Below are 21268 nucleotides of genomic sequence, written 5' to 3'. Positions count from 1 at the left end.
TAGATAAATGTCCCAATTGGGACATTTTGTCTAAAAAAACGTTTATAATGAAAGCAACAAGAAATATCCTGATTTGTAGTTTTATATTAAATTTTTTTCTTCTAAAAGCGCAAGATCTAGTGTCTCCAAATGAGAAAATTAAAATAGAATTAATAACTGCCAAAGACAGAGCGGATAAGGTTTATTTTAAGGTATTCTATAAAAACAAAGAAACCTATCACGAAGTTTTGCCACAATCCCGACTAGGTATTGTACAGAAAAAAGAACGTTTTGATGATCTTGCATTCGTAGGGGAATCCAAAATTGTCGAGATTCACGACGATTATCAAATGATTTGTGGAAAACGTAAACATTGTGAGAATTTCGGAAATGAAAAGAAATTTAGTTTTAAGAATAAAAATAATCAAAAGCTTGAAATAGTCTTTCGGGCTTATAATAACGGAGTGGCTTTTCAATATGTATTTCCTAATTCATCAGAAAAGAATATTAATATTACTCAAGAAATTACGACGTACGTAATACCAGATGGTACCTCTAGATGGATACAGCCTTTTGAAGTTTCTTACGAAAAATTTTATCCTCAAAGTCAAACAGGAGTAAATGAGGATAAAAATAATAATTGGGGTTTTCCTGCTCTTTACAAGGTAAACGAAGCTCCAATTTGGGTGCTTATATCCGAAGCTGGAATTACAGAAAACCACTGCGCTTCAATGCTGAGTAACAGTGCAAAACAATCGGAATATAAAGTAACTTATCCCGCAGTAAGAGATAATTTTCAGCAGATAGGAGTTGTTGCCAAAGCGCCTTGGAGTTCTCCTTGGCATACAATTGCGATTGGAAGTTTATCTGATATAACAGAATCAAATTTAACTACAGATGTTAGTCAGGCAAATCAATTAAAAGACACGAATTGGATAAAACCAGGAGCTGTTTCATGGATTTATTGGGCTTATAATCATGGTTCAAAAGATTATCAAAAAGTGGTGGAATATATTGATTTAGCTGTAGAAATGAACTGGCCTTACGTATTGATTGATTGGGAATGGGATGTTATGGCGAATGGAGGAAATTTAGAAGATGCGGCTAAATATGCTAAGAGCAAAGGAATCAAACCGCTTATTTGGTACAATTCAGGAACGAGCTGGTTGGAACCGACACCAGTTGATAGATTACTAACAGAAGAAAAAAGAAAGGAAGAATTTACATGGCTGAACAAAATTGGAATTCACGGAATAAAAGTTGATTTTTTTGCCGGAGACCAACAGGATATGATGCAATATTATATTGATATTTTAAAAGACGCAGCAAAATATCATCTAATAGTTAACTTTCATGGCGCTACAATTCCACGTGGCTGGGCAAGAACGTATCCAAATCTAATGACCACAGAAGCTGTTTATGGCGCTGAATGGTATAATAACAAACCAATTTTAACAGATAAAGCGGCAGTTCATAATACCACGCTTCCGTTTACACGTAACGTAGTAGGTTCAATGGATTACACGCCTGTTACATTTTCGGATAGTCAGCATCCTCATATTACTACTTATGGACATGAATTGGCTTTATCAGTAGTTTTTGAATCGGGCTTACAGCATTTTGCAGACCGCCCTTCGGCTTATTATAATTTAACAAAACAACCAAAAGAATTTCTGAAAAATTTCCCAACCGCTTGGGATGATACCAAATTGATTGATGGCTATCCAGGAGAAAAAGTAGTTATGGCGAGAAAGAAAAAGGATGTTTGGTACATTGCTGGGTTAAACGGAAAAGATATTGCTCAGACTTTGACCGTCGATTTTAATTTTTTGGATAATGGAATTTATACTTTGGAATTAATTACGGATGGAAAAGACGATAAATCTTTTGCGGTCAAAACTCTTGAAATCAAAAAAGACCATAAAATCACTGTTGATTGCCTGCCTAGAGGAGGATTTGCTGGTGTGATTAAATTGGCAAAGTAAACTTGTAATAAAAAATCAAATTGGAAGAATTTCACAAGTAAATCGCTAATTGACAGAAAACTATAATCGTTATTAGAAAAAGTTCATTACTTTTAAAGTGTAAAACTTACACATAAAACCACAAACAATGAAAAAAACTAACTTACTAGCCATGTTGATAGGAACATTTTTCCTGTCAGTTGTATCTACCGCACAAACCAAACCATTTCAAAAAGAAGAATTTAAACAATGGGCTCAAACGCCGCCAATGGGCTGGAACAGCTGGGATTGTTACGGGCCGACCGTTGAAGAACATGAAGTAAAAGCCAATGCCGATTATATGGCAAAAGAGCTGAAGAAATTTGGCTGGGAATATGTCGTAGTCGATATTCGCTGGTTTGTCGAAAATGACAAAGCAGGTGGCTACAATCAAACCGATCCACGTTATGTAATCGATCAATACGGAAGATATCTTCCTGCTGTAAACCGATTTCCTTCTGCAAAAGACGGACAAGGTTTTAAGCCTTTAGCCGATTATATTCATAGAAAAGGATTGAAATTCGGAATTCACATCATGCGTGGTATTCCAAAAAAAGCGGTTGAAGAGAAAATGCCCATTAAAGGTGCAAACGGAATTACAGCAGATCAAGTTTATTCCACAGCATTGCAGTGCGAATGGTTGAGAGACAATTATACAGTTGTAGCAGACAAACCGGGAGCACAGGAATATTATAATTCTATTTTCGAACTGTACGCACAATGGGGAGTAGATTTTATTAAAATTGATGATTTATCCAGACCGTATCACGAAGGCGAAATCAATTTAATTCGAAATGCGATTGACCATTGCGGACGCAAGATTGTATTAAGTACTTCACCTGGAGAAACACCAATTTCTGCTGCACAACACGTAACAACACACGCTAATATGTGGCGTATGGTAGATGATGTTTGGGATACTTGGCCGCACATCACACATTTAATGGATGTAGCACAAAAATGGTATCCGTACATCTCACCGGGAACATGGCCAGATTGCGATATGATTCCGTTAGGACGTATTTCGATTAGAGGCGAACGCGGCAACGATAGAATGACTCGTTTAACAAAAGACGAACAATATACTTTAATTACATTTTTCAACATCTTCAAATCGCCTTTGTTTTTTGGCGGAGATCTACCAAGTAACGATGCCTTTACTTTATCCTTACTAACGAATAAAGAGGTAGTGAAAATGCATAACGAAAGCACAGCAGTAAAACAGCTTTTCCAAAAAGACGGAAAAATTGCAGTGACTTCAAAAAATGCGAAAGACGGAAGTGTTTATTTGGCACTATTCAATATTTCAGATAAAGAGTCACAAAAAGTATCTGTAAATCTTTCAGAGCTTGGAATTTCTGGTGCTGCGGAAGTTTTAAATATGTGGACAGGCAAAAAATCTAAAATAGCTTCAAAAGAAATTGGAGCCGATTTAAAACCGCATAGTTCAGTTCTGTATCAATTAAAAAGCAAAAACTAATGAAAAGTTTTTTGCTTAAAAGCACTATTAAGCTGCTTTTGCTTTTTGTCATTATTTTTGGGATGTCTGGATTTACAATCAAAACAAAAGATGAAAATCCAGACAAAGTGTATTTGTTTGCGTATTCTACTTTAAAAAATAATGGAAAGAACGGACTTCATTTTGCATGGAGTACAGATCAGAAAAACTGGTTTGCAATTGGTCCGGAATTCAGTTTTCTAAAATCAGATTTTGGAAGTTGGGGGCCAACGGGAAAAAGCATGTCACAAGCTTTCGTGATTCGTGATAATGCTGGAATTTTTCACTGTTTCTGGAGTGTAAGAGATAATGTTTTTGCACATTCAGAAAGTAAAGATTTAGTCAATTGGGGAAGACAAAATTATATTCAGGGAATGAAAAATTTTGTTGGAAAAAGCCAAGATAAATCGGTTATCCTAAATGTTCAGGTTAGTCAGAAAGAAGGACAATATGTAGTTCACTTCAGCGAAAGCGGCAAAAATTATTATACCACTACAAAAGACTTTCAAAATTATACGGCAACTGTAATTGATGCTAATGATGCTGCACTAAAATTGAGAAGTGAAGTCAAAATTCAAGGCGAAGTTTTACTAGGAACAATACATCAGGTTAATTGGAGTTTGGTTGACAACATGATTAAAAACATGGAATCGGTTAAGTTTAGAGATAAACAGAATAATACTTCTCCTAAAAGTGATAGTTTATTGTTTGCAGGTTTGAAACCAGTAAAAGCCGAAATCAAAATAAACGGTCAGGAATCTAAAAAAATCAGCAATATGCTGACAGGTGTTTTCTTTGAAGACATCAATTATGCAGCAGATGGTGGTTTATACGGAGAACTGATTCAGAATCGAGATTTCGAATATTCGCTTCATGATAAAAAAGGAAGAGACGAAAAATGGAATGCTTCAATGGCTTGGAGCGGTGATTTTAAAATTGAAAAAGAGAACCCAATTCATGCCAATAATCCCAATTATGCCATAATTTCAAAAGGAAGTATAAGTAATTCTGGCTTTGACGGAATTGCGCTTAAAGCGAATGAAAAATATGATTTTAGTGTTTTTGCTAAAGGGACAAAAGCAGTTGTTCGTCTGAAAACGGCAAGCGGAGAAACTTTAGCGGAAGCGGCATTTACACCGTCAAATTCATGGAAGAAATTTAATCTAGTTTTAAAACCGACAAAAACGGTTAATGATGCTCATTTAGAAATCAGTACCAACGGAGAAACGGCTGTGGATATGGTTTCGCTTTTTCCACAGAAAACCTTCAAAAATCGCAAAAATGGACTTCGTGCGGATTTAGCAGAAACGATTGCAGCCATGCACCCAAAATTTGTTCGTTTTCCGGGCGGCTGTGTAGCACACGGAGACGGATTGCATAACATTTACAAATGGAAAAATACCATTGGACCTCTAGAAAGCCGAATTGGGATGCGCAATATATGGAATTACCATCAATCAATGGGATTAGGATATTTTGAGTATTTTCAGTTTTGTGAAGATTTAGGAGCCGAGCCAGTTCCGGTTTTAGCGGCAGGAGTTCCGTGTCAAAATTCATCTGATGGAGGTTCGGGACAGCAATTCGGAATTCCGATAGAAGACATGGACGAATATGTTCAGGATGTGTTGGATTTGATTGAATATGCTAACGGAAGTGTCAACACAAAATGGGGTAAAAAACGTGCCGAAGCCGGTCATCCAAAACCTTTCAATTTAAAATATGTCGGCATAGGAAATGAAGATTTAATAAGCGATGTTTTTGAAGAACGTTATCGAATGATTGTAAAAGCCGTACAGCAAAAATATCCAGAGATTATGATTATCGGTACAGTCGGGCCATTTTTTGAAGGAACAGATTACAGAGAAGGCTGGAAAATTGCTGATGATTTAAAACTGCCTCTTGTAGATGAACATTATTATCAATCGCCGGGCTGGTTTATTAATAATCAAGATTTTTATGATAGCTATGACCGCTCGAAATCTAAAGTCTATCTTGGAGAATATGCATCGTGGGGCAATAAGTTTTATAATGCTCTAGCTGAGGCATTGTATCTTACCGGAGTTGAACGAAACGGAGATGTGGTTTCAATGGCTTCATATGCTCCTTTATTGGCAAGAGAAAAACATACACAATGGAATCCTGATTTGATTTATTTTAATGGAAATGCAGTAAAACCGACGGTAAATTATTTTGTTCAAAAACTATACGGTCAGAATCCTGGGGATATTTATATCGAGAGAAGCATTAAAGCTTCCGATAATGCTGAGGTTAATAAACGAATTGGAGTATCTGTTGTAAAAGAAAGCACTTCAGGAGATTTGATTGTCAAATTAGTTAACGTACTTCCCGTTGCGGTTCTGCCATCAATAGAGATAGCGAATTTGAACATAAATGAAAACGCAAGTTATACAGTATTAGCTGGAAATCCAGAAAAAACAGATGCCAGACCAGTAACTCAATATATCACAGTTAAAGATGCATTTTCGAAAGAATTACCGCCCTATTCTTTTACTGTTATCCGTATTAAAACCAAAAAATAAACTGTTGTATTAGTTTCGAAAATAGAACAGCATTAAACTTATTACAAAATGAAAAAATTTAAAATCAGCATTGTATTCTTGTTATTGATTTCAACTTTTTTACAAGCGCAAGATAAAGCACAAGGAGTACCACCAGTAGTTGCAGAGAAAGATTTAACTGCCTATTTATTTGTGTATTTTATTGGAAACAAAGTCGAAGAAGAGGCAGTTAATTATGCTGTAAGTCAGGATGGTTATCACTATTACAGTATTAACGGGAACAAACCAGTAATTGATAGCAAAGCAATCAGTTCAACAGGCGGAGTGCGTGACCCGCATATCTTACGCGGCGAAGACGGCAAAACATTTTATATGGTTTTGACCGACATGACTTCTTCAAAAGGCTGGGACAGCAATAGAGCGATGGTTCTACTAAAAAGTAGCGACTTAGTTAACTGGAAAAGCAGTATTGTGAATATACAAACCACATTTCCAGGAAACGAAAAACTAAAAAGAGTTTGGGCACCGCAGACCATTTATGATGCGAAAGCCGGAAAGTATATGATTTATTTCAGCATGCAGCACGGAAATGAGCCAGATAAAATTTACTACGCTTACGCAAATAAAGATTTTACGGGTTTAGAAGGCGAGCCGAAATTATTGTTTGTGCCAAAATCTGGAAGAGCTTGTATTGACGGCGATATTATCGAAAAAGACGGTATTTATCATCTTTTTTATAAAACCGAAACAGAAAATCCAGGTATAAAAGTAGCGACAACGACAGATTTAACATCTGGAAAATGGACAGAAAACGACAATTATCTGCAACAGACAAAAGAATCTGTAGAAGGTTCTAGTATTTTTAAGATTAACCATTCTGACGAATATATTCTGATGTATGATGTCTATAAAAAAGGCCAATATCAGTTCACCAAAAGCACCGATTTAGAGAATTTTAAAGTAATCGATAATGAGATTTCAATGGACTTTAAACCGCGTCACGGAACTATTCTTCCCATCACACGTTCTGAATTAAAAAGAATTACAGACAAATGGGGAACGCCTGAAAAATTTCCAAAAGTAAATCACAACCCAGTTCTAGAAGGTTATTATGCCGATCCTGAAATTTTGTATTCAAACAAAACAAAGAAATATTACATCTATCCAACAAGCGACGGTTTTGACAGCTGGTCAGGATATTATTTTAAAACATTCTCTTCTGATAATTTAGTGGATTGGAAGGATGAAGGCGTAATTCTGAATCTTAAAAAAGATGTGCCTTGGGGAAATAGAAATGCTTGGGCACCATGTATTGTGGAGAAAAAGATAAAAGGAAAATATAAGTATTTCTATTACTTTACAGCAGCTCAAAAAATAGGAGTAGCGGCTTCAGATAATCCTACAGGCCCGTTTATAGACAGCGGTAAAGCTCTTGTAGCAGTAAAACCAGAAGGAATAACGGGAGGACAGGAAATTGATCCGGATGTTTTTACAGATCCTAAAACGGGTAAAAGTTATTTTTATTGGGGCAACGGTTATATGGGAGCTTTTGAACTTAATGAAGACATGATTTCTGCGAAAAAAGGAACTGAAACAGTAATAAAAGTAGATAAAACTTTTCGCGAAGGGACGTATGTCATTTACAGAAAAGGAACTTATTATTTTATGTGGAGTGAAGACGATACCAGAAGCCCTAATTATAAAGTACGTTACGGAATGTCAAAATCGCCTCTGGGTCCAATCGAAATTCCAGAAAATAATATTGTAATTCAGGGAATTCCAGAGCAAGGAATTTATGCGACTGGTCATAATTCGGTATTGCAAATTCCAAACAAAGACGAATGGTATATTGTGTATCACAGATTCTCGTATCCAACCGGAATAAAAATGGGAAGAGCAGGAGGTTTTCATCGTGAAGTCTGTATAGATAAATTAGAATTCAACGCAGACGGAACTATTAAACAGGTTGTTCCAACTCACAAAGGAATAGAAAGTATAAAATAAGCTTTTAGTAATTTAGAATTTAAAGCCAATTTCTCATACGAGGAATTGGCTTTTTTTGTTTAAATATTTAAGTATAAGTTTTTTAGTAATAATAAATTTTTAAATATTTGATTATTAGTACTTTATTTTTCTTAAATTTACTTATGCTATTGATAACGATTATTAATAATCGAATTTTTATAAGCACGTATTTCCTTTCTATCTGCCATTTTAAACTTCAAGTATAAGGAATATAATTTGCACTTTACCAGATTGGTTCCTTATTTATTATTACACTGACAATTTAGGTTTAGGATTGGTAATCACTTTGCAGTATCTAACCCAAAGAGTCAGATTTGCTTTTTTGTTTTTTATCTCTGTTGTAATTTAAAATTGTTAATGCTAATAATTCAATCTTATGAAGAATAAAATACTTTGCATATTTATATTTTTTGGAAGTTTTATTACCTATTCTCAAGTCGGAATAGGAACACCAACGCCCAGTATTTCTTCACAGTTGGAAGTTACGGCAACCAATCGTGGGGTGTTGATTCCTCGAATAAATTTGACCAGTTCGACAGATACATTAACTATTTCAGGCGGAAATGTCAATAGCTTATTGGTATTCAATACAGCGACAATTTCTGATATAAAGCCAGGATATTACTATTGGTTTGATAGCAAGTGGAATCGCATTTTAGTTTCAGGGGAAACGGCTTCCACAGCTGGAACAGTTCTTTACAATTCGGTTACACAAACATTTTCTTATATTGACAATTCGGGAAATTCTCAGGTAATCGATTTTAGCTCTATTGTGAAGCTAATGAAACTGTTACGAGTCAGATTCAGAATACAGGAACGGGAGTTATAACTTATACAAATGAAGCTGGTATTTCAACTACTGCTCAAGTGGTCAGTTCAAATGGAGGAAATTTATTAAAGGTTGGAAGCGATGGAGGAGCAATGTTAGAGGTTTCTGCTATTCCAGTAAGTACTACGACGGTTTCAAATGCATCCAACATCAATACATCGACCATTACGGTAAACGGAATCACAAGTTCAGGCGCGCCGATTATCAACAGCAATGAAACGGCATTGTCGGGAACAAGTTTAACGACAACGATAAACGGAGTTTCAAGTACGGCTCTAGATTTGGCTCCGATTATTTCAGCTGGAACAACCAATAATTTAAGCCTTTCAGGAAATACGCTGACTTCAAACGTTAACGGAATTTCCTCGACTTCGGATGCCGTGAGCGGGGTTTCAAATGCATCCAACATCAATACATCGACCATTACGGTAAACGGAATCACAAGTTCGGGAGCACCGATTATCAATAGCAATGAAACGGCATTATCAGGAACGACTTTAACAACAACAGTCAACGGAGTTTCAAGTACAGCTTTGGATTTGGCTCCGATTATTTCAGCAGGAACAACCAATAATTTAAGTCTTTCAGGAAATACGCTGACCTCAAACGTTAACGGAATTTCCTCGACTTCGGATGCCGTGAGCGGGGTTTCGAATGCATCAAACATCAATACATCGACCATTACAGTAAACGGAATCACAAGTTCGGGTGCACCGATTATCAACAGCAATGAAACGGCATTGTCGGGAACGAGTTTAACGACAACAGTCAACGGGGTTTCAAGCACGGCTTTGGACTTGTCTCCGATTATCTCAGCTGGAACTACCAATAATTTAAGCCTTTCAGGAAACACGCTGACATCAAACGTTAACGGAATTTCCTCGACTTCGGATGCCGTGAGCGGGGTTTCAAATGCATCCAACATCAATACATCGACCATTACGGTAAACGGAATTACCAGTTCAGGCGCACCGATTATCAACAGCAATGAAACGGCATTGTCGGGAACGAATTTAACAACAACAGTCAACGGGGTTTCAAGCACGGCTTTGGACTTGGCTCCGATTATCTCAGCTGGAACTACCAATAATTTAAGCCTTTCAGGAAACACGCTGACATCAAACGTTAACGGAATTTCCTCGACTTCGGATGCCGTGAGCGGGGTTTCGAATGCATCAAACATCAATACTTCAACCATTACAGTAAACGGAATAACAAGTTCGGGTGCACCAATTATCAACAGCAATGAAACGGCATTGTCGGGAACGAGTTTAACGACAACAGTCAACGGGGTTTCAAGCACGGCTCTAGATTTGGCTCCGATTATTTCAGCAGGAACAACCAATAATTTAAGCCTTTCAGGAAATACGCTGACATCAAACGTTAACGGAATTTCCTCGACTTCGGATGCCGTGAGCAGTGTTTCGAATGCATCAAACATCAATACTTCGACGGTTACAGTAAACGGAATAACAAGTTCGGGCGCACCGATTATCAATACAAATGAAACGGCATTGTCGGGAACAAGTTTAACGACAACAGTCAACGGGGTTTCAAGCACGGCTCTAGATTTGGCTCCGATTATCTCAGCTGGAACCACCAATAATTTAAGCCTTTCAGGAAACACGCTGACATCAAACGTTAACGGAATTTCCTCGACTTCGGATGCCGTGAGCGGGGTTTCAAACGCCTCAAACATAAATACATCAACTGTTACGGTAAACGGAATTACAAGTTCAGGCGCACCAATTATCAACACCAATGAAACGGCATTGTCGGGAACAAGTTTAACGACAACGGTAAACGGAGTTTCAAGCACGGCTTTGGATTTGGCTCCGATTATCTCTGCTGGAACAACCAATAATTTGAGCCTTTCAGGAAATACGCTGACATCAAACGTTAACGGAATTTCCTCGACTTCGGATGCAGTGAGCAGTGTTTCGAATGCAATTTCGACTAATTCTTTAACAACCACCGTGAATGGAGTAACAGGAACAGCTGTCAATATTATTACTAGTAATAATTTAAATGCTACAAATGGAAATTTGGTATCAACAGTAAATGGTGTAGCAACAACTCCAGCAGTTCCTGTTCTGATTTCTGCAAATAACGGTTTAACAGCGACTAATGGTAATGTACAATTAGAGGGAAGTCTCGTAAAACCGACAACAATAACTACTGACGCTGTTAATACATTAGCGTTTGCCGGCTTACAGCCCAGTATTTCAGGAACTGATGTAGTTGTTGTAGCTGATAATACAGGAGTTTTAAAAACTAAAACTTTAGCGTCTTTAAATGCAAATAACTGGAGTTTACTGGGTAATACAGGTACAGACCCCTTAACTAATTTTTTAGGCACAACTGATGATGTTGATTTAATTTTTAGAAGAAATTCTATTCAGGCTGGTAAAATTCAAGCAACAAATACCTCTTTTGGAGTGAATTCATTTAATGATTATTCGCCAGGACTTAATAATGTTGCAATTGGTACTTCTTCACTTTTTGAAAATTCAACAGGAAATAATAATACCGCAGTGGGTTACAATGCGTTAACAGCAAGTCGGACAGGAAACAATAATGCTTCGTTGGGTTCAAGCGCAGGATCACTTAATACGCAGGGCTCTCAAAATACATTTATCGGAACCAATTCAAATCCGACTGGTGGTGCTTTTATAAATAATGCTACCGCTATAGGATATAATGCACAAGTTGCAACCAGCAATAGTTTAGTACTTGGAGCTATAGGAGCTGATGCTGTAAAAGTAGGAATAGGTACGGATTCGCCAGACAATACGCTGCATGTAAAACCTATGGTAACGTTAGATCCAGTTCGTTTCGAGGGATTACAGCCAAGTGTTTCCGGAACCGATTTAGTTGTTGTAGCAGATAATACAGGGATTTTAAGAACTGTAACTCCAAGCTCGCTAATTCCTGCAACCACAGTTTCAAATACTTCAACAGCAAATACATTAAGTACCACTGTGAATGGGGTGACGGGAGCAGGAGTAAATATTATCAACAGTAATGCTTTAACAGCCTTAAATGGAAATTTAGTATCAACTATAAACGGTGTGGCAACAATACCTGCAGTTCCTGTATTAATTACCGCAGATAATGGTTTAACAGCGACTAATGGTAATGTACAATTAGGCGGAAGCTTAGTTAAACCAACTACTATCGCTACGGGTACCACCAATACTTTGGCTATTTCAGGTCTGCAAACTGTAGTTGCTCCAACAACAGATAATCTTGTAACAGTAGACGGAACTGGTACTTTACACCAGAGAACAGTTTCAGATGCAGTTGGTACTATTGGATGGCTAACTACCGGAAATACAGGAACAAGCCCAGCAAGTAACTTTTTAGGCACTATAGATGACAGGTCTTTGATTTTCAGAGTTAATAATGTAAAGTCTGGTATCATTTCTCCACCTTCGGCATTTAATAATACTGCTTTAGGCTATCAAGCACTACAGTCCATTGTCACTACATCTTCACAATCTACAAGCGCTGTAGATAACACAGCAATTGGTTCGGGTGCATTAAGTTCTTTAAACATTCCTGGTAACGGAAACAATACCGCTGTTGGGGTAAACGCTTTGAGTAGATCAGTAATTGGTGTTGCAAATACAGCCGTTGGCTCATGGGCTTTAGGAAATTATACCGGTACTAGTGGGGGCACAGCTTCAAGAAATACAGCTGTAGGTTATCTTTCTATGATAGGTTCAGGAAGCAATGTGATTAATAATAATGGTAGTAACAATACGGCTTTAGGTGTTAGTGCCATGAACAATTCTACTACTAATATTAGCGGGAGCTATAATGTTGCAGTCGGTGCTAATGCTCTTACAGTCAGTGCTGCTGGAAGCTATAATACCGCAATAGGTCCTAACGCAGGAAATACTCTTAATGGTAGTAACAATATCATGATTGGTGGCTCCGCTATTAGTAATATGAATCCTTCTGGAACGGGAGTAAGCAATGAAATGAACATTGGCAACACTTTATACGGTAGGAATGTAAATGGTGCATTAAATGGAACAACTGGGGTAATTGGTATTAATACAAATAATCCAAGCAATACTTTAGAAATCAAATCAGCGGTTGCAAATACCTCTGGATTGCGTTTTACAAATTTGAATTCTGCCAGTACTACATCAACAGGTGCTACACTTGGTGTAAATGCAACGGGTGATGTGGTAGTTCTTGCAGGAAGTGGTGCTACTGCATGGAGTCTTACGGGTAATGCGGGCACAAATCCAGCAATTAATTTTCTAGGCACTATAGATGATCAGTCGATACAGTTCAGGGTAAATAGTATCAATGGAGGTATCTTATCTAAAGTAAATACAGCATTTGGTTTTGAAACATTGAATGCAATATCTACAGGTGTATATAATACAGCTATAGGAGACCAGGCGCTTAAGAGTAATGCAACCGGCTCATACAATGCTGCAGTTGGTACAGGAGCGCTTCAGAACAATACAGGAAGTAGTAATAGTGCTTTTGGTTATAAAGCTCTTACTTCAAATATCAATGGAGGATTTAACAGCGCCTTTGGTATTAATGCTTTATATAATGTAATCTCAGGAAGCAGTAATAGTGCTTTTGGAGGGGATGCTCTTACAAGTTTGGTAACTGGAGAAGAAAACAGTGCTTTTGGATATCAAGCACTAAATAAAGTTACTTCATCAGGTAACAGTGCATTTGGGCAGCGGGCTCTTGTAAATGCAACAACTGGAGGCCGTAATACAGCGGTTGGTGATAATTCATTTCAGTTTTTACAAAGTGGAAGCAGCAATACTGCATTAGGTTATTATGCTGGAAGAAACTTATTAGGAAGCAATAACATTGCCATAGGTTACAATGTTGCTTTCGATGCTTTTAATGATTATTCAGGGAATAAAAACATCTTGATAGGAGATGAGATAAACCTGTCTGATCCTGTCGCTTCTAATGAGTTAAATATAGGCAATACCATATTCGGTACAGGTATAAATGGCGTCGCAGGTGGAACTGTAGGAAGAATTGGTATTAATACAAATGCACCAACAGCCACATTAGATATTAACGGAGCCTCCCGTATACGTACTTTGCCAGCAGGTGCGCCAACAGACAATATCGTTACTGCGGATGCAAGTGGCAATTTAAGAATCGTTGCTCCAGTAAGCAGTATTGCAAGCACGATGAATTTAGTGCGAAGTACAGCTGATTATACTGTAGATCCTGCAACAGATAATGTGATATTAATAGATGCAGCTTCGAATAATGTTACCGTTACACTGCCTTCTGGTGTAACTTTGGGAAGAGTATTTATTATTAAACGTGTCGACAGCACTTCAGCCAACACGGTTACGATCACATTTGCTGGTGCCACTGCCACGGTTAACGAAACAGATACGTCTATTTTAGTCGATATCAGAACAGCTTACCAGATTATTACTGATGGAAGCGATAAATGGCAAACTATTGCAAAGTTCCAGTAGCCAAATAGTGTCTCGTGACAAGATATTCGGAAATATTTACTGTTTGAAATACGTGCCTATGATAAATTTTCAAATTAAATCAAGGTATCGCAAATTATTTTTATTTAATGTAAGATAAATGTTATGTTTTTTTATCTTTATTTTGTAATTCATTGTTTTTCAGTGAATTTATGATTGGTGAATCTACTGGTTTAATAATTTCATTCTTCTACGCCTTTTACTGTTTTTTGCAATTCTGATAGCAGAAAACACATTTCTTCATTTAAATATTTTTTAGAATATTATTTTGTTTACCTAATTATTTCTCAGAAAAAAGCGGTGTTTTTTTTATTTTAAGTGATTGATAATTAGGTGTTTGTGTTATAAAATGTCTTATTGTGTTACTTTAAAAACGTTTAATGGTAAAAAAAAAATTATCCTAAACGGAAATTTGCACTCTCTAAAACCCTAATTGCAAAAACAAACAAACATTAGATTTTAAGAATTAAATTAAATTTACATGAACTTAAAACTACCTAAGAAGTCACTATTTATTCTTATAATTTTTATTGTAAGTTTTGTAGGCCATGCGCAAGTAGGAGTTGGAACACTGACTCCTGCCAGTTCAGCACAATTGGATGTAACGGCTACCAATAAGGGTATGCTTATTCCAAGACTATCTTTAATACAAACCACAAATCAAAGTCCGGTTACTGGTGTTATTGAAAATAGCTTACTGGTCTATAATACCGCTACAGTAAATGATGTGACTCCGGGTTTCTATTATTGGCAGACCGATAAGTGGGTTAGATTAATAGGAAAAAGCGATCCTGTTATATTTAATGAAACACTCACTACTCTGACTTACGATGCCAATACCAATAGATTAACCTACAAAGATGAAAACGGCACTTCCAATGTTTTGCAGTTGGTTGGACAAGTAGGGCCAGTAGGTCCAGCTGGACCGCAGGGTCCTCAAGGAATTGCTGGTGCAAAAGGCGACAAGGGAGATAAAGGAGACACAGGACCGCAAGGTATTCCAGGAAACGACGGACCAGCTGGCCCACAAGGAGGCATTGGTTTAATTGTTGACGGCACTAATACAACCGTAACCGGATCTGGAACAACGGCAGACCCTTACAAAATCAACACGACTTCAATGCCTGCAGCAACGGTATCTAACACTTCTGCCGGCAACCTTTTAAACACTACTGTAAATGGCGTCACTGGACCAGATGTAACTATAATCAACAGCAACACTTTAACAGCTGTCGATGGCAATTTAGTATCTACTGTAAACGGCGTAGCAACCACAGCTGTTCCTGTGCTAATTGCTGCAGACAATGGTTTGACCGCAGCTAACGGCAAGGCACAATTAGGAGGAAATCTAACCCAACCTACTACTATAACTACTGATGCCACCAATACTTTGGCTCTTAAAGGCCTGCAGCAGGGAAGTGCAACAGGTGAATTACTTACGGTTGAACCCAATACAGGTGTCATCAAAAAAATAAGTATCAACCAGTTGACAGGGGTTATAAAACAGGAGTTGACTGCTGTCGGTGGACAAAAGGATTTTCCTACTCCACTGCCCATAACCTCTTTGGATAAAATACAGGTTTTTAGAAACGGAGTCGAAATAAATTTTACTGCAACCACAGGAACTTCCCAATTAACACTACAGCTTTATGCTGATACCAATGGAGCATGTTTGGAAGGTGATGAAATAAAAATTTACCAATGGAAATAAAAAAATAAACTAGCATTAAAATAAAAAATAATTTTTAGCCAATTAAAAATATATGAAATGAAACAAAAAAAATAAAAAAAAAAGAAAAAATAGAATGTTTTTTAAATACTCAGAATAAACAACAGTAACCATAAAATATTAACAAATTTCAATCATGAAAAATAATACAATTAAAAAAAGCAACATGAAAACAATTAAAAAAGGCATATTTGCCTTAATGGCAGTTCTAGGGATCGGCTTAAGCGCACAGGCGCAAGAAGTAACTAATAACGTGACAAAACAAGGGGCTGTAGGTGCACCGGGAGCAGATCCATTACTAGGTGGCTCTGTTAGGGTAATTGACAACAAGGGTACCATTAAGTATTTGCAAGTACAAAATGGTATCACTCAAATTACGAACTCTAATGCCGGTGGCAATATTGTGACCACATGGCAATTAGGAGGTACATTAACTAATGAGACCTATATTGACGTAGCAGGAAAAGCATTTGCTTTAGATGGTCTTAAGTTGGCTACAAACCAAACTGCTTCTACTGATGCTAAAGACTTATCTACACATACTACATCAGATAGAGGAACAGGTCTAACGCTTTTGGTTCGTGATGAAGCCACAGGTGAAACTATGAAAATGAAATTTGAAGATTTGGTAAATGGAGGACAATCACTACAAACAGCTACTGCTGGTTCAGATATCGTTTTTAGCGACCCTACTCTTCCTACAACTGTGGAAAAAGTATGGGTATATCGTAATGGTGCAAAATTAGTGGCAGGTCAAGATTATACCTGGGCAGCAGCAACTGGTGTAACTGTTAAGAATGTAGGTGGAGGAACAGATCCTGACGACTATGCTTTTATGACTGGGGATAAGATAGAAATTCATTGGATTAAATAATTAAGCACTCAAAAAGCAATAATTAAATTAGTATTCAATCACTTTTATCTCTCTGCCTATTGTAAGGCAAGAGAGGTAAAAGTGATTATAAAAAGTAATACTAAATTGATTTCCAATTATAACGTTAACTGTTCAGTTTGCCTTATAAATGATTTTTTTTGAATGCGTCTAGCTTTTTTTCGATAGAATATCATCGGGTGTTTTCAGTGTTGTTAGTGTAAATAGAAATAGGGGTGGTCTAAAAAATAATACTCCAATTAAATGATTAAAAAAATGAATAAGTATTTAGTAATATTGTTGTCTCTTTTATTCCCTTGTATGCTTTTGGCTCAGAACAAGGGCATAAGAGCGGTTGATAATAAGGGTACAATTATTTATGTAGATCCAAGCAAATGGTTTGAGTTTAAATCTAATCTATTTAATAAAAACACCAACGGAAATGTAGCCATAGGGCTTGATACAACAAATGTGTCGTTCAATTCCCGCTTGTATATCTATAATGATAACAGCACCACTACACCTGCATTAAAATTGGATAAACCTTTTGACGGAGAATTGACTGACGATGTGCTTACATGGGATCCAAGTGACTTTTCAGTTAGAAAAATAGCTATTAGTACATTATCGCCAAACGACTGGCATTTATTGGGTAATGCTGGAACCGATCCTGCAACGAACTTCTTGGGTACTACAGATGATCAGCCTCTTATATTTAAGATAAATAATCAGCAATCAGGTGCTTTAACCAGTGTTTTTAGTGGAGCAAACACTTCCTTCGGCCATTATTCATTGCAAAATCCTAACGTAGCAGGTGGCGGAATAAACAACTCAGCATTTGGCGCAGGCGCATTGATACTTACTTCAACAGGTGCGAACAATACAGCTATGGGAGTTACGGCACTTCAGAATAACACCACAGGTGGAAATAATACTGCTGTAGGAATGAATAGTATGACAAATAGCATCACAGGAAGTGATAATGTGGCTATGGGGATGTCGGCACTATTCGGAAATGCTGCTGGCTCTGGCAATACTGCCATTGGCGCATCTGCAGGATATAATGTTGTAGGGAACTACAATACGCTAATTGGTTTAAAATCTGGTCTCAGTATTAGGTCTGGTACAAACAATACTGTAATAGGAGGAAGCTCAACCGGAGACATCACTGTTTCTGCAGATAACGCTAGTAACGAACTAAACATCGGAAATGCCTTATATGGTACTGGAATAAATAATGCAGCCGGGGCAAATACAGGGAAAATAGGTATTAATACCAATGATCCGCAAGCACAATTAGACGTAAATGGACAGGCTAGGGTACGTACTTTGCCAACTGGTTTGGTAGCAACAGATAAAATCGTAACTGCTGATACAGACGGAAACTTAAGAACCCTTTTGCCTGCAGATTTAGTTCCTGCTACAACGGTGTCGAACACTTCATCAGTAAATACTTTGACAACAACAGTAAACGATGTGACTGGAACTGGTGTTAATATCATCAACAGCAATACTCTTACAGCTACGGATGGTAATTTAGTTTCAAGAGTAAATGGTGTAGAAACAACCCCAGCAGTTCCTGTACTTGTTTCAGCAGACAATGGCTTAACTGCCACTAATGGGAAAGTGCAATTAGGAGGAGGATTAACAAAACCTACTACAATTGCTACTACTGCCACCAATACTTTGGCTATTTCTGGCCTGCAGACTGTCACTGCACCTACTACAAATGATAATTTAGTAACAACAGACGCTAGCGGCGTCTTACATCAAAGAACCGTTGCAGACGCAGTTGGCTCCGTAGGATGGCTAATAACAGGTAATGGAAATACCAGCGGGGCTTCTAATTTCATAGGCACTACCAATGATCAGTATTTATCGTTTAAGGTAAATGGTACGGTAGCTGGAATGATCAGTACTGGTACTTCTACTGTTGGTAAGTACAATACTGCTTTTGGATATAGAACACTTTCTAATTGGCAAACTACGTCAGTGGCACAACAAGGTTCTGACAATACAGCTTTTGGAAACGAAGCTTTGGCGCTTGGTGGCACTGCCAGTGATAATACTGCTTTCGGTTATGGGGCTTTAAGGGCGGCAACAAGCAATATTTTCGCTGGTAACACGGCGGTTGGCTCCTTGGCGCTCTATGCTGCTAATGGCAATACTTTAGGCCGAAATACCGCTGTAGGTTACCTTGCGCTTAGAACTAATACCACTGGTAGTTACAACACGGCAGTAGGTACCTCCTCTTTGAATTTTAACACTACAGGAAACAATAATACGGCGTTGGGCAACCTTGCGCTTCAAAACCTCAACGGAGGAAGTTACAATGTGGCTGTTGGTAATGCTGCAGGTATCCTTACTGGTATGGCCGGGAGTAGCAATATCCTGATTGGTTGCGGCTTCTCGGCACCCAATCCTATTTATGTTAACCCATCTAGCACTTCTGCCAGCAACGAATTAAATATAGGTAACACCTTGTTTGGTACGGGTGTAAATGATGTTGCAGGAAATACGACAGGCAGAATTGGTATCAATACCAATGCGCCTGCCACAACATTAGATGTCAACGGACAAGCAACTGTTCGTAATCTAACAACTGGTTCTGGAACAGATAATATTGTAGTTGCAGATCCAACAACTGGTCTTTTGAAAAAAATAGCCCAAACACCATATTCAGAACCCTGGCAGGTTGCAAGCTCTACAACACCGGCAACAACAAACACTCAAAATATTTACCAGAATGCAACAGTAGGTATTGGTGATTTTAGTGCTGCTGTTCCTTTGACAAATTTAGATGTTCGTGGTTCGGTAAGAACGGGATCTCCAAACACTGGTGCTACTATTGGCGCTACCTCTTTTGCAGGGGGAACTAACACTCAGGCAACAAATACAAATTCATTTGCTTTTGGTAATGGTGCAGTGGCTTCTGGTACAAACTCTTTTGCAGGTGGAAATAATACCAATGCATATAATATTAATACGTTTGCTTTTGGGAATGGTGCGATAGCGGGGGTTAGCGGGGCAAGTGATACGACTAATTATGGCGCAGTAGCATTTGGAAGCTCTACTGCGGCTGGTAATTATTCTTTTGCAGCAGGTCCTGGAAATAAAGCATTAGCTAATTATTCAGCCTCTTTTGGACAGAATAATACCATTAACTCTACCGCAACCGTTTCATTCGCCGCTGGTTATAAAAACGAAGTCAATTCTTCAAATTCAGCTGCATTTGGCGCAAATAATTTTATTTATAATACTTACAATACTCCAACTAGTGCCCAAAACTCTGTAGTAATGGGATCAGGAAATAAAACCGATGCTAATTCTTCTGTAGCGCTAGGAGCTAACAATACTAATTATGCTTCCTACTCTGTAGCTATGGGAAATACCAACACAATTACAAATGGAAGCAGTTATAGTGTAGCTATGGGACAAAATAATAGACTGGATAACAATAGTACTGGTGCTTTCATTTCTGGTCAAATGAATGTTATTAATAATGGAGTATATTCTGCAGCAATTGGGCAAAACAACACCATTAATTCAGCAAATGGAACCATCATTGGAGCATATGCCACAATACCAACTTCAACTGTTGGCTCAACTATTCTAGCTGATGTTTACAATGGCAGTTCCACAACTGTTTCTGCAACAGCAGCAAACCAATTCACAGGAATGTTTAATGGTGGCTACCGTTTTTTGACCAATCGCAGTAATCAAGTCGATAGAGGAATGTTTATTGTTGATGACAATAACACGCCTACTAGGGCGAAAGTAGGTATTAATAACCCTACTCCTAATGCCGATTTGGATGTACAAGGATCACAAGTAGTAAAAGTTACTATAGTTCCTATGGGTTCTTATACGGTAAAAGCCAATGATTATTTGTTGATTGTTAACACTGGTACAATCGCAACAAATACGATCACTTTACCAGCTGCAAATCTAAACAAAGGACGTGTGCTGGTGATTAAAACAAGCTTAGTGGCTGGTAGTGGAGTTACCATTAAAACCACAGGAACAGATGTTTGTGATGGAACCTTGCCAACAGCTAGTTTGATGGGATTAACTACCGTGCCTTTGGGCGCAGGAGGCATATCTGTTGGGAATCAAATTACATTAGTTTCTGACGGAATTTCTTCCTGGTATGGTAATTAAAAAATTTGATGTGATAAAATTGAATAGAACTAATATTTGTTTTTGAGTAGCACAAACAGAACTTATAATAGCTAATAGCACGTAACAAACGTTTTTGATGGAACTTTTTGGTATGTGAGTAACTAGAAAAACGAGAAAGGAATAAAACGG

General features: G+C 37.7%; 9 protein-coding genes. All 9 read left to right on the top strand.

The window, feature by feature from the left end; translation table 11 throughout:
- Positions 1-47: 47 nt before the first annotated feature.
- The 9 genes from E0W73_RS08170 to E0W73_RS08130 all read left to right on the top strand — a co-directional run bounded on the left by E0W73_RS08170 (position 48) and on the right by E0W73_RS08130 (position 21118).
- Positions 48-1964: a glycoside hydrolase family 97 protein gene (locus tag E0W73_RS08170; protein WP_135221595.1), complete on the top strand. Its 1917-nt coding sequence runs from the start codon at positions 48-50 to the stop codon at positions 1962-1964.
- Between the two features lie 127 nt (positions 1965-2091).
- Positions 2092-3462: a glycoside hydrolase family 27 protein gene (locus tag E0W73_RS08165; protein WP_135221594.1), complete on the top strand. Its 1371-nt coding sequence runs from the start codon at positions 2092-2094 to the stop codon at positions 3460-3462.
- A complete protein-coding gene (locus tag E0W73_RS08160; RefSeq protein WP_135221593.1) occupies positions 3462-6020 on the top strand; it encodes an alpha-L-arabinofuranosidase C-terminal domain-containing protein in 2559 nt (852 codons plus the stop codon). Before E0W73_RS08165 ends, E0W73_RS08160 begins: the two co-directional genes overlap by 1 nt.
- Before the next feature lie 48 nt (positions 6021-6068).
- Positions 6069-8003 carry a family 43 glycosylhydrolase gene (locus E0W73_RS08155; protein ID WP_135221592.1) on the top strand — a complete coding sequence of 645 codons (1935 nt, stop codon included), beginning with the start codon at positions 6069-6071 and terminating at the stop codon, positions 8001-8003.
- A gap of 397 nt (positions 8004-8400) precedes the next feature.
- Positions 8401-8853 carry a hypothetical protein gene (locus E0W73_RS08150; RefSeq protein WP_135221591.1) on the top strand — a complete coding sequence of 151 codons (453 nt, stop codon included), beginning with the start codon at positions 8401-8403 and terminating at the stop codon, positions 8851-8853.
- Positions 8854-8891: 38 nt separating this feature from the next.
- Positions 8892-14339 (top strand): beta strand repeat-containing protein, encoded by a 5448-nt coding sequence (locus E0W73_RS08145; protein WP_135221590.1) that lies wholly within the window; start codon positions 8892-8894, stop codon positions 14337-14339.
- Between the two features lie 499 nt (positions 14340-14838).
- On the top strand, positions 14839-16068 hold the full coding sequence (locus E0W73_RS21390) for a collagen-like triple helix repeat-containing protein (protein WP_162847678.1): 1230 nt from the start codon (positions 14839-14841) through the stop codon (positions 16066-16068).
- Positions 16069-16222: 154 nt separating this feature from the next.
- A complete protein-coding gene (locus tag E0W73_RS08135; protein WP_135221588.1) occupies positions 16223-16960 on the top strand; it encodes a hypothetical protein in 738 nt (245 codons plus the stop codon).
- 273 nt (positions 16961-17233) lie between these two features.
- Complete coding sequence (locus E0W73_RS08130) at positions 17234-21118, top strand: beta strand repeat-containing protein (protein WP_135221587.1); 3885 nt, start codon at positions 17234-17236, stop codon at positions 21116-21118.
- Positions 21119-21268: the final 150 nt, after the last annotated feature.

Source organism: Flavobacterium foetidum, from assembly GCF_004634245.1.
Taxonomy (GTDB): Bacteria; Bacteroidota; Bacteroidia; order Flavobacteriales; family Flavobacteriaceae; genus Flavobacterium; species Flavobacterium foetidum.
This window is presented reverse-complemented; position numbering and strand designations above follow the sequence as displayed.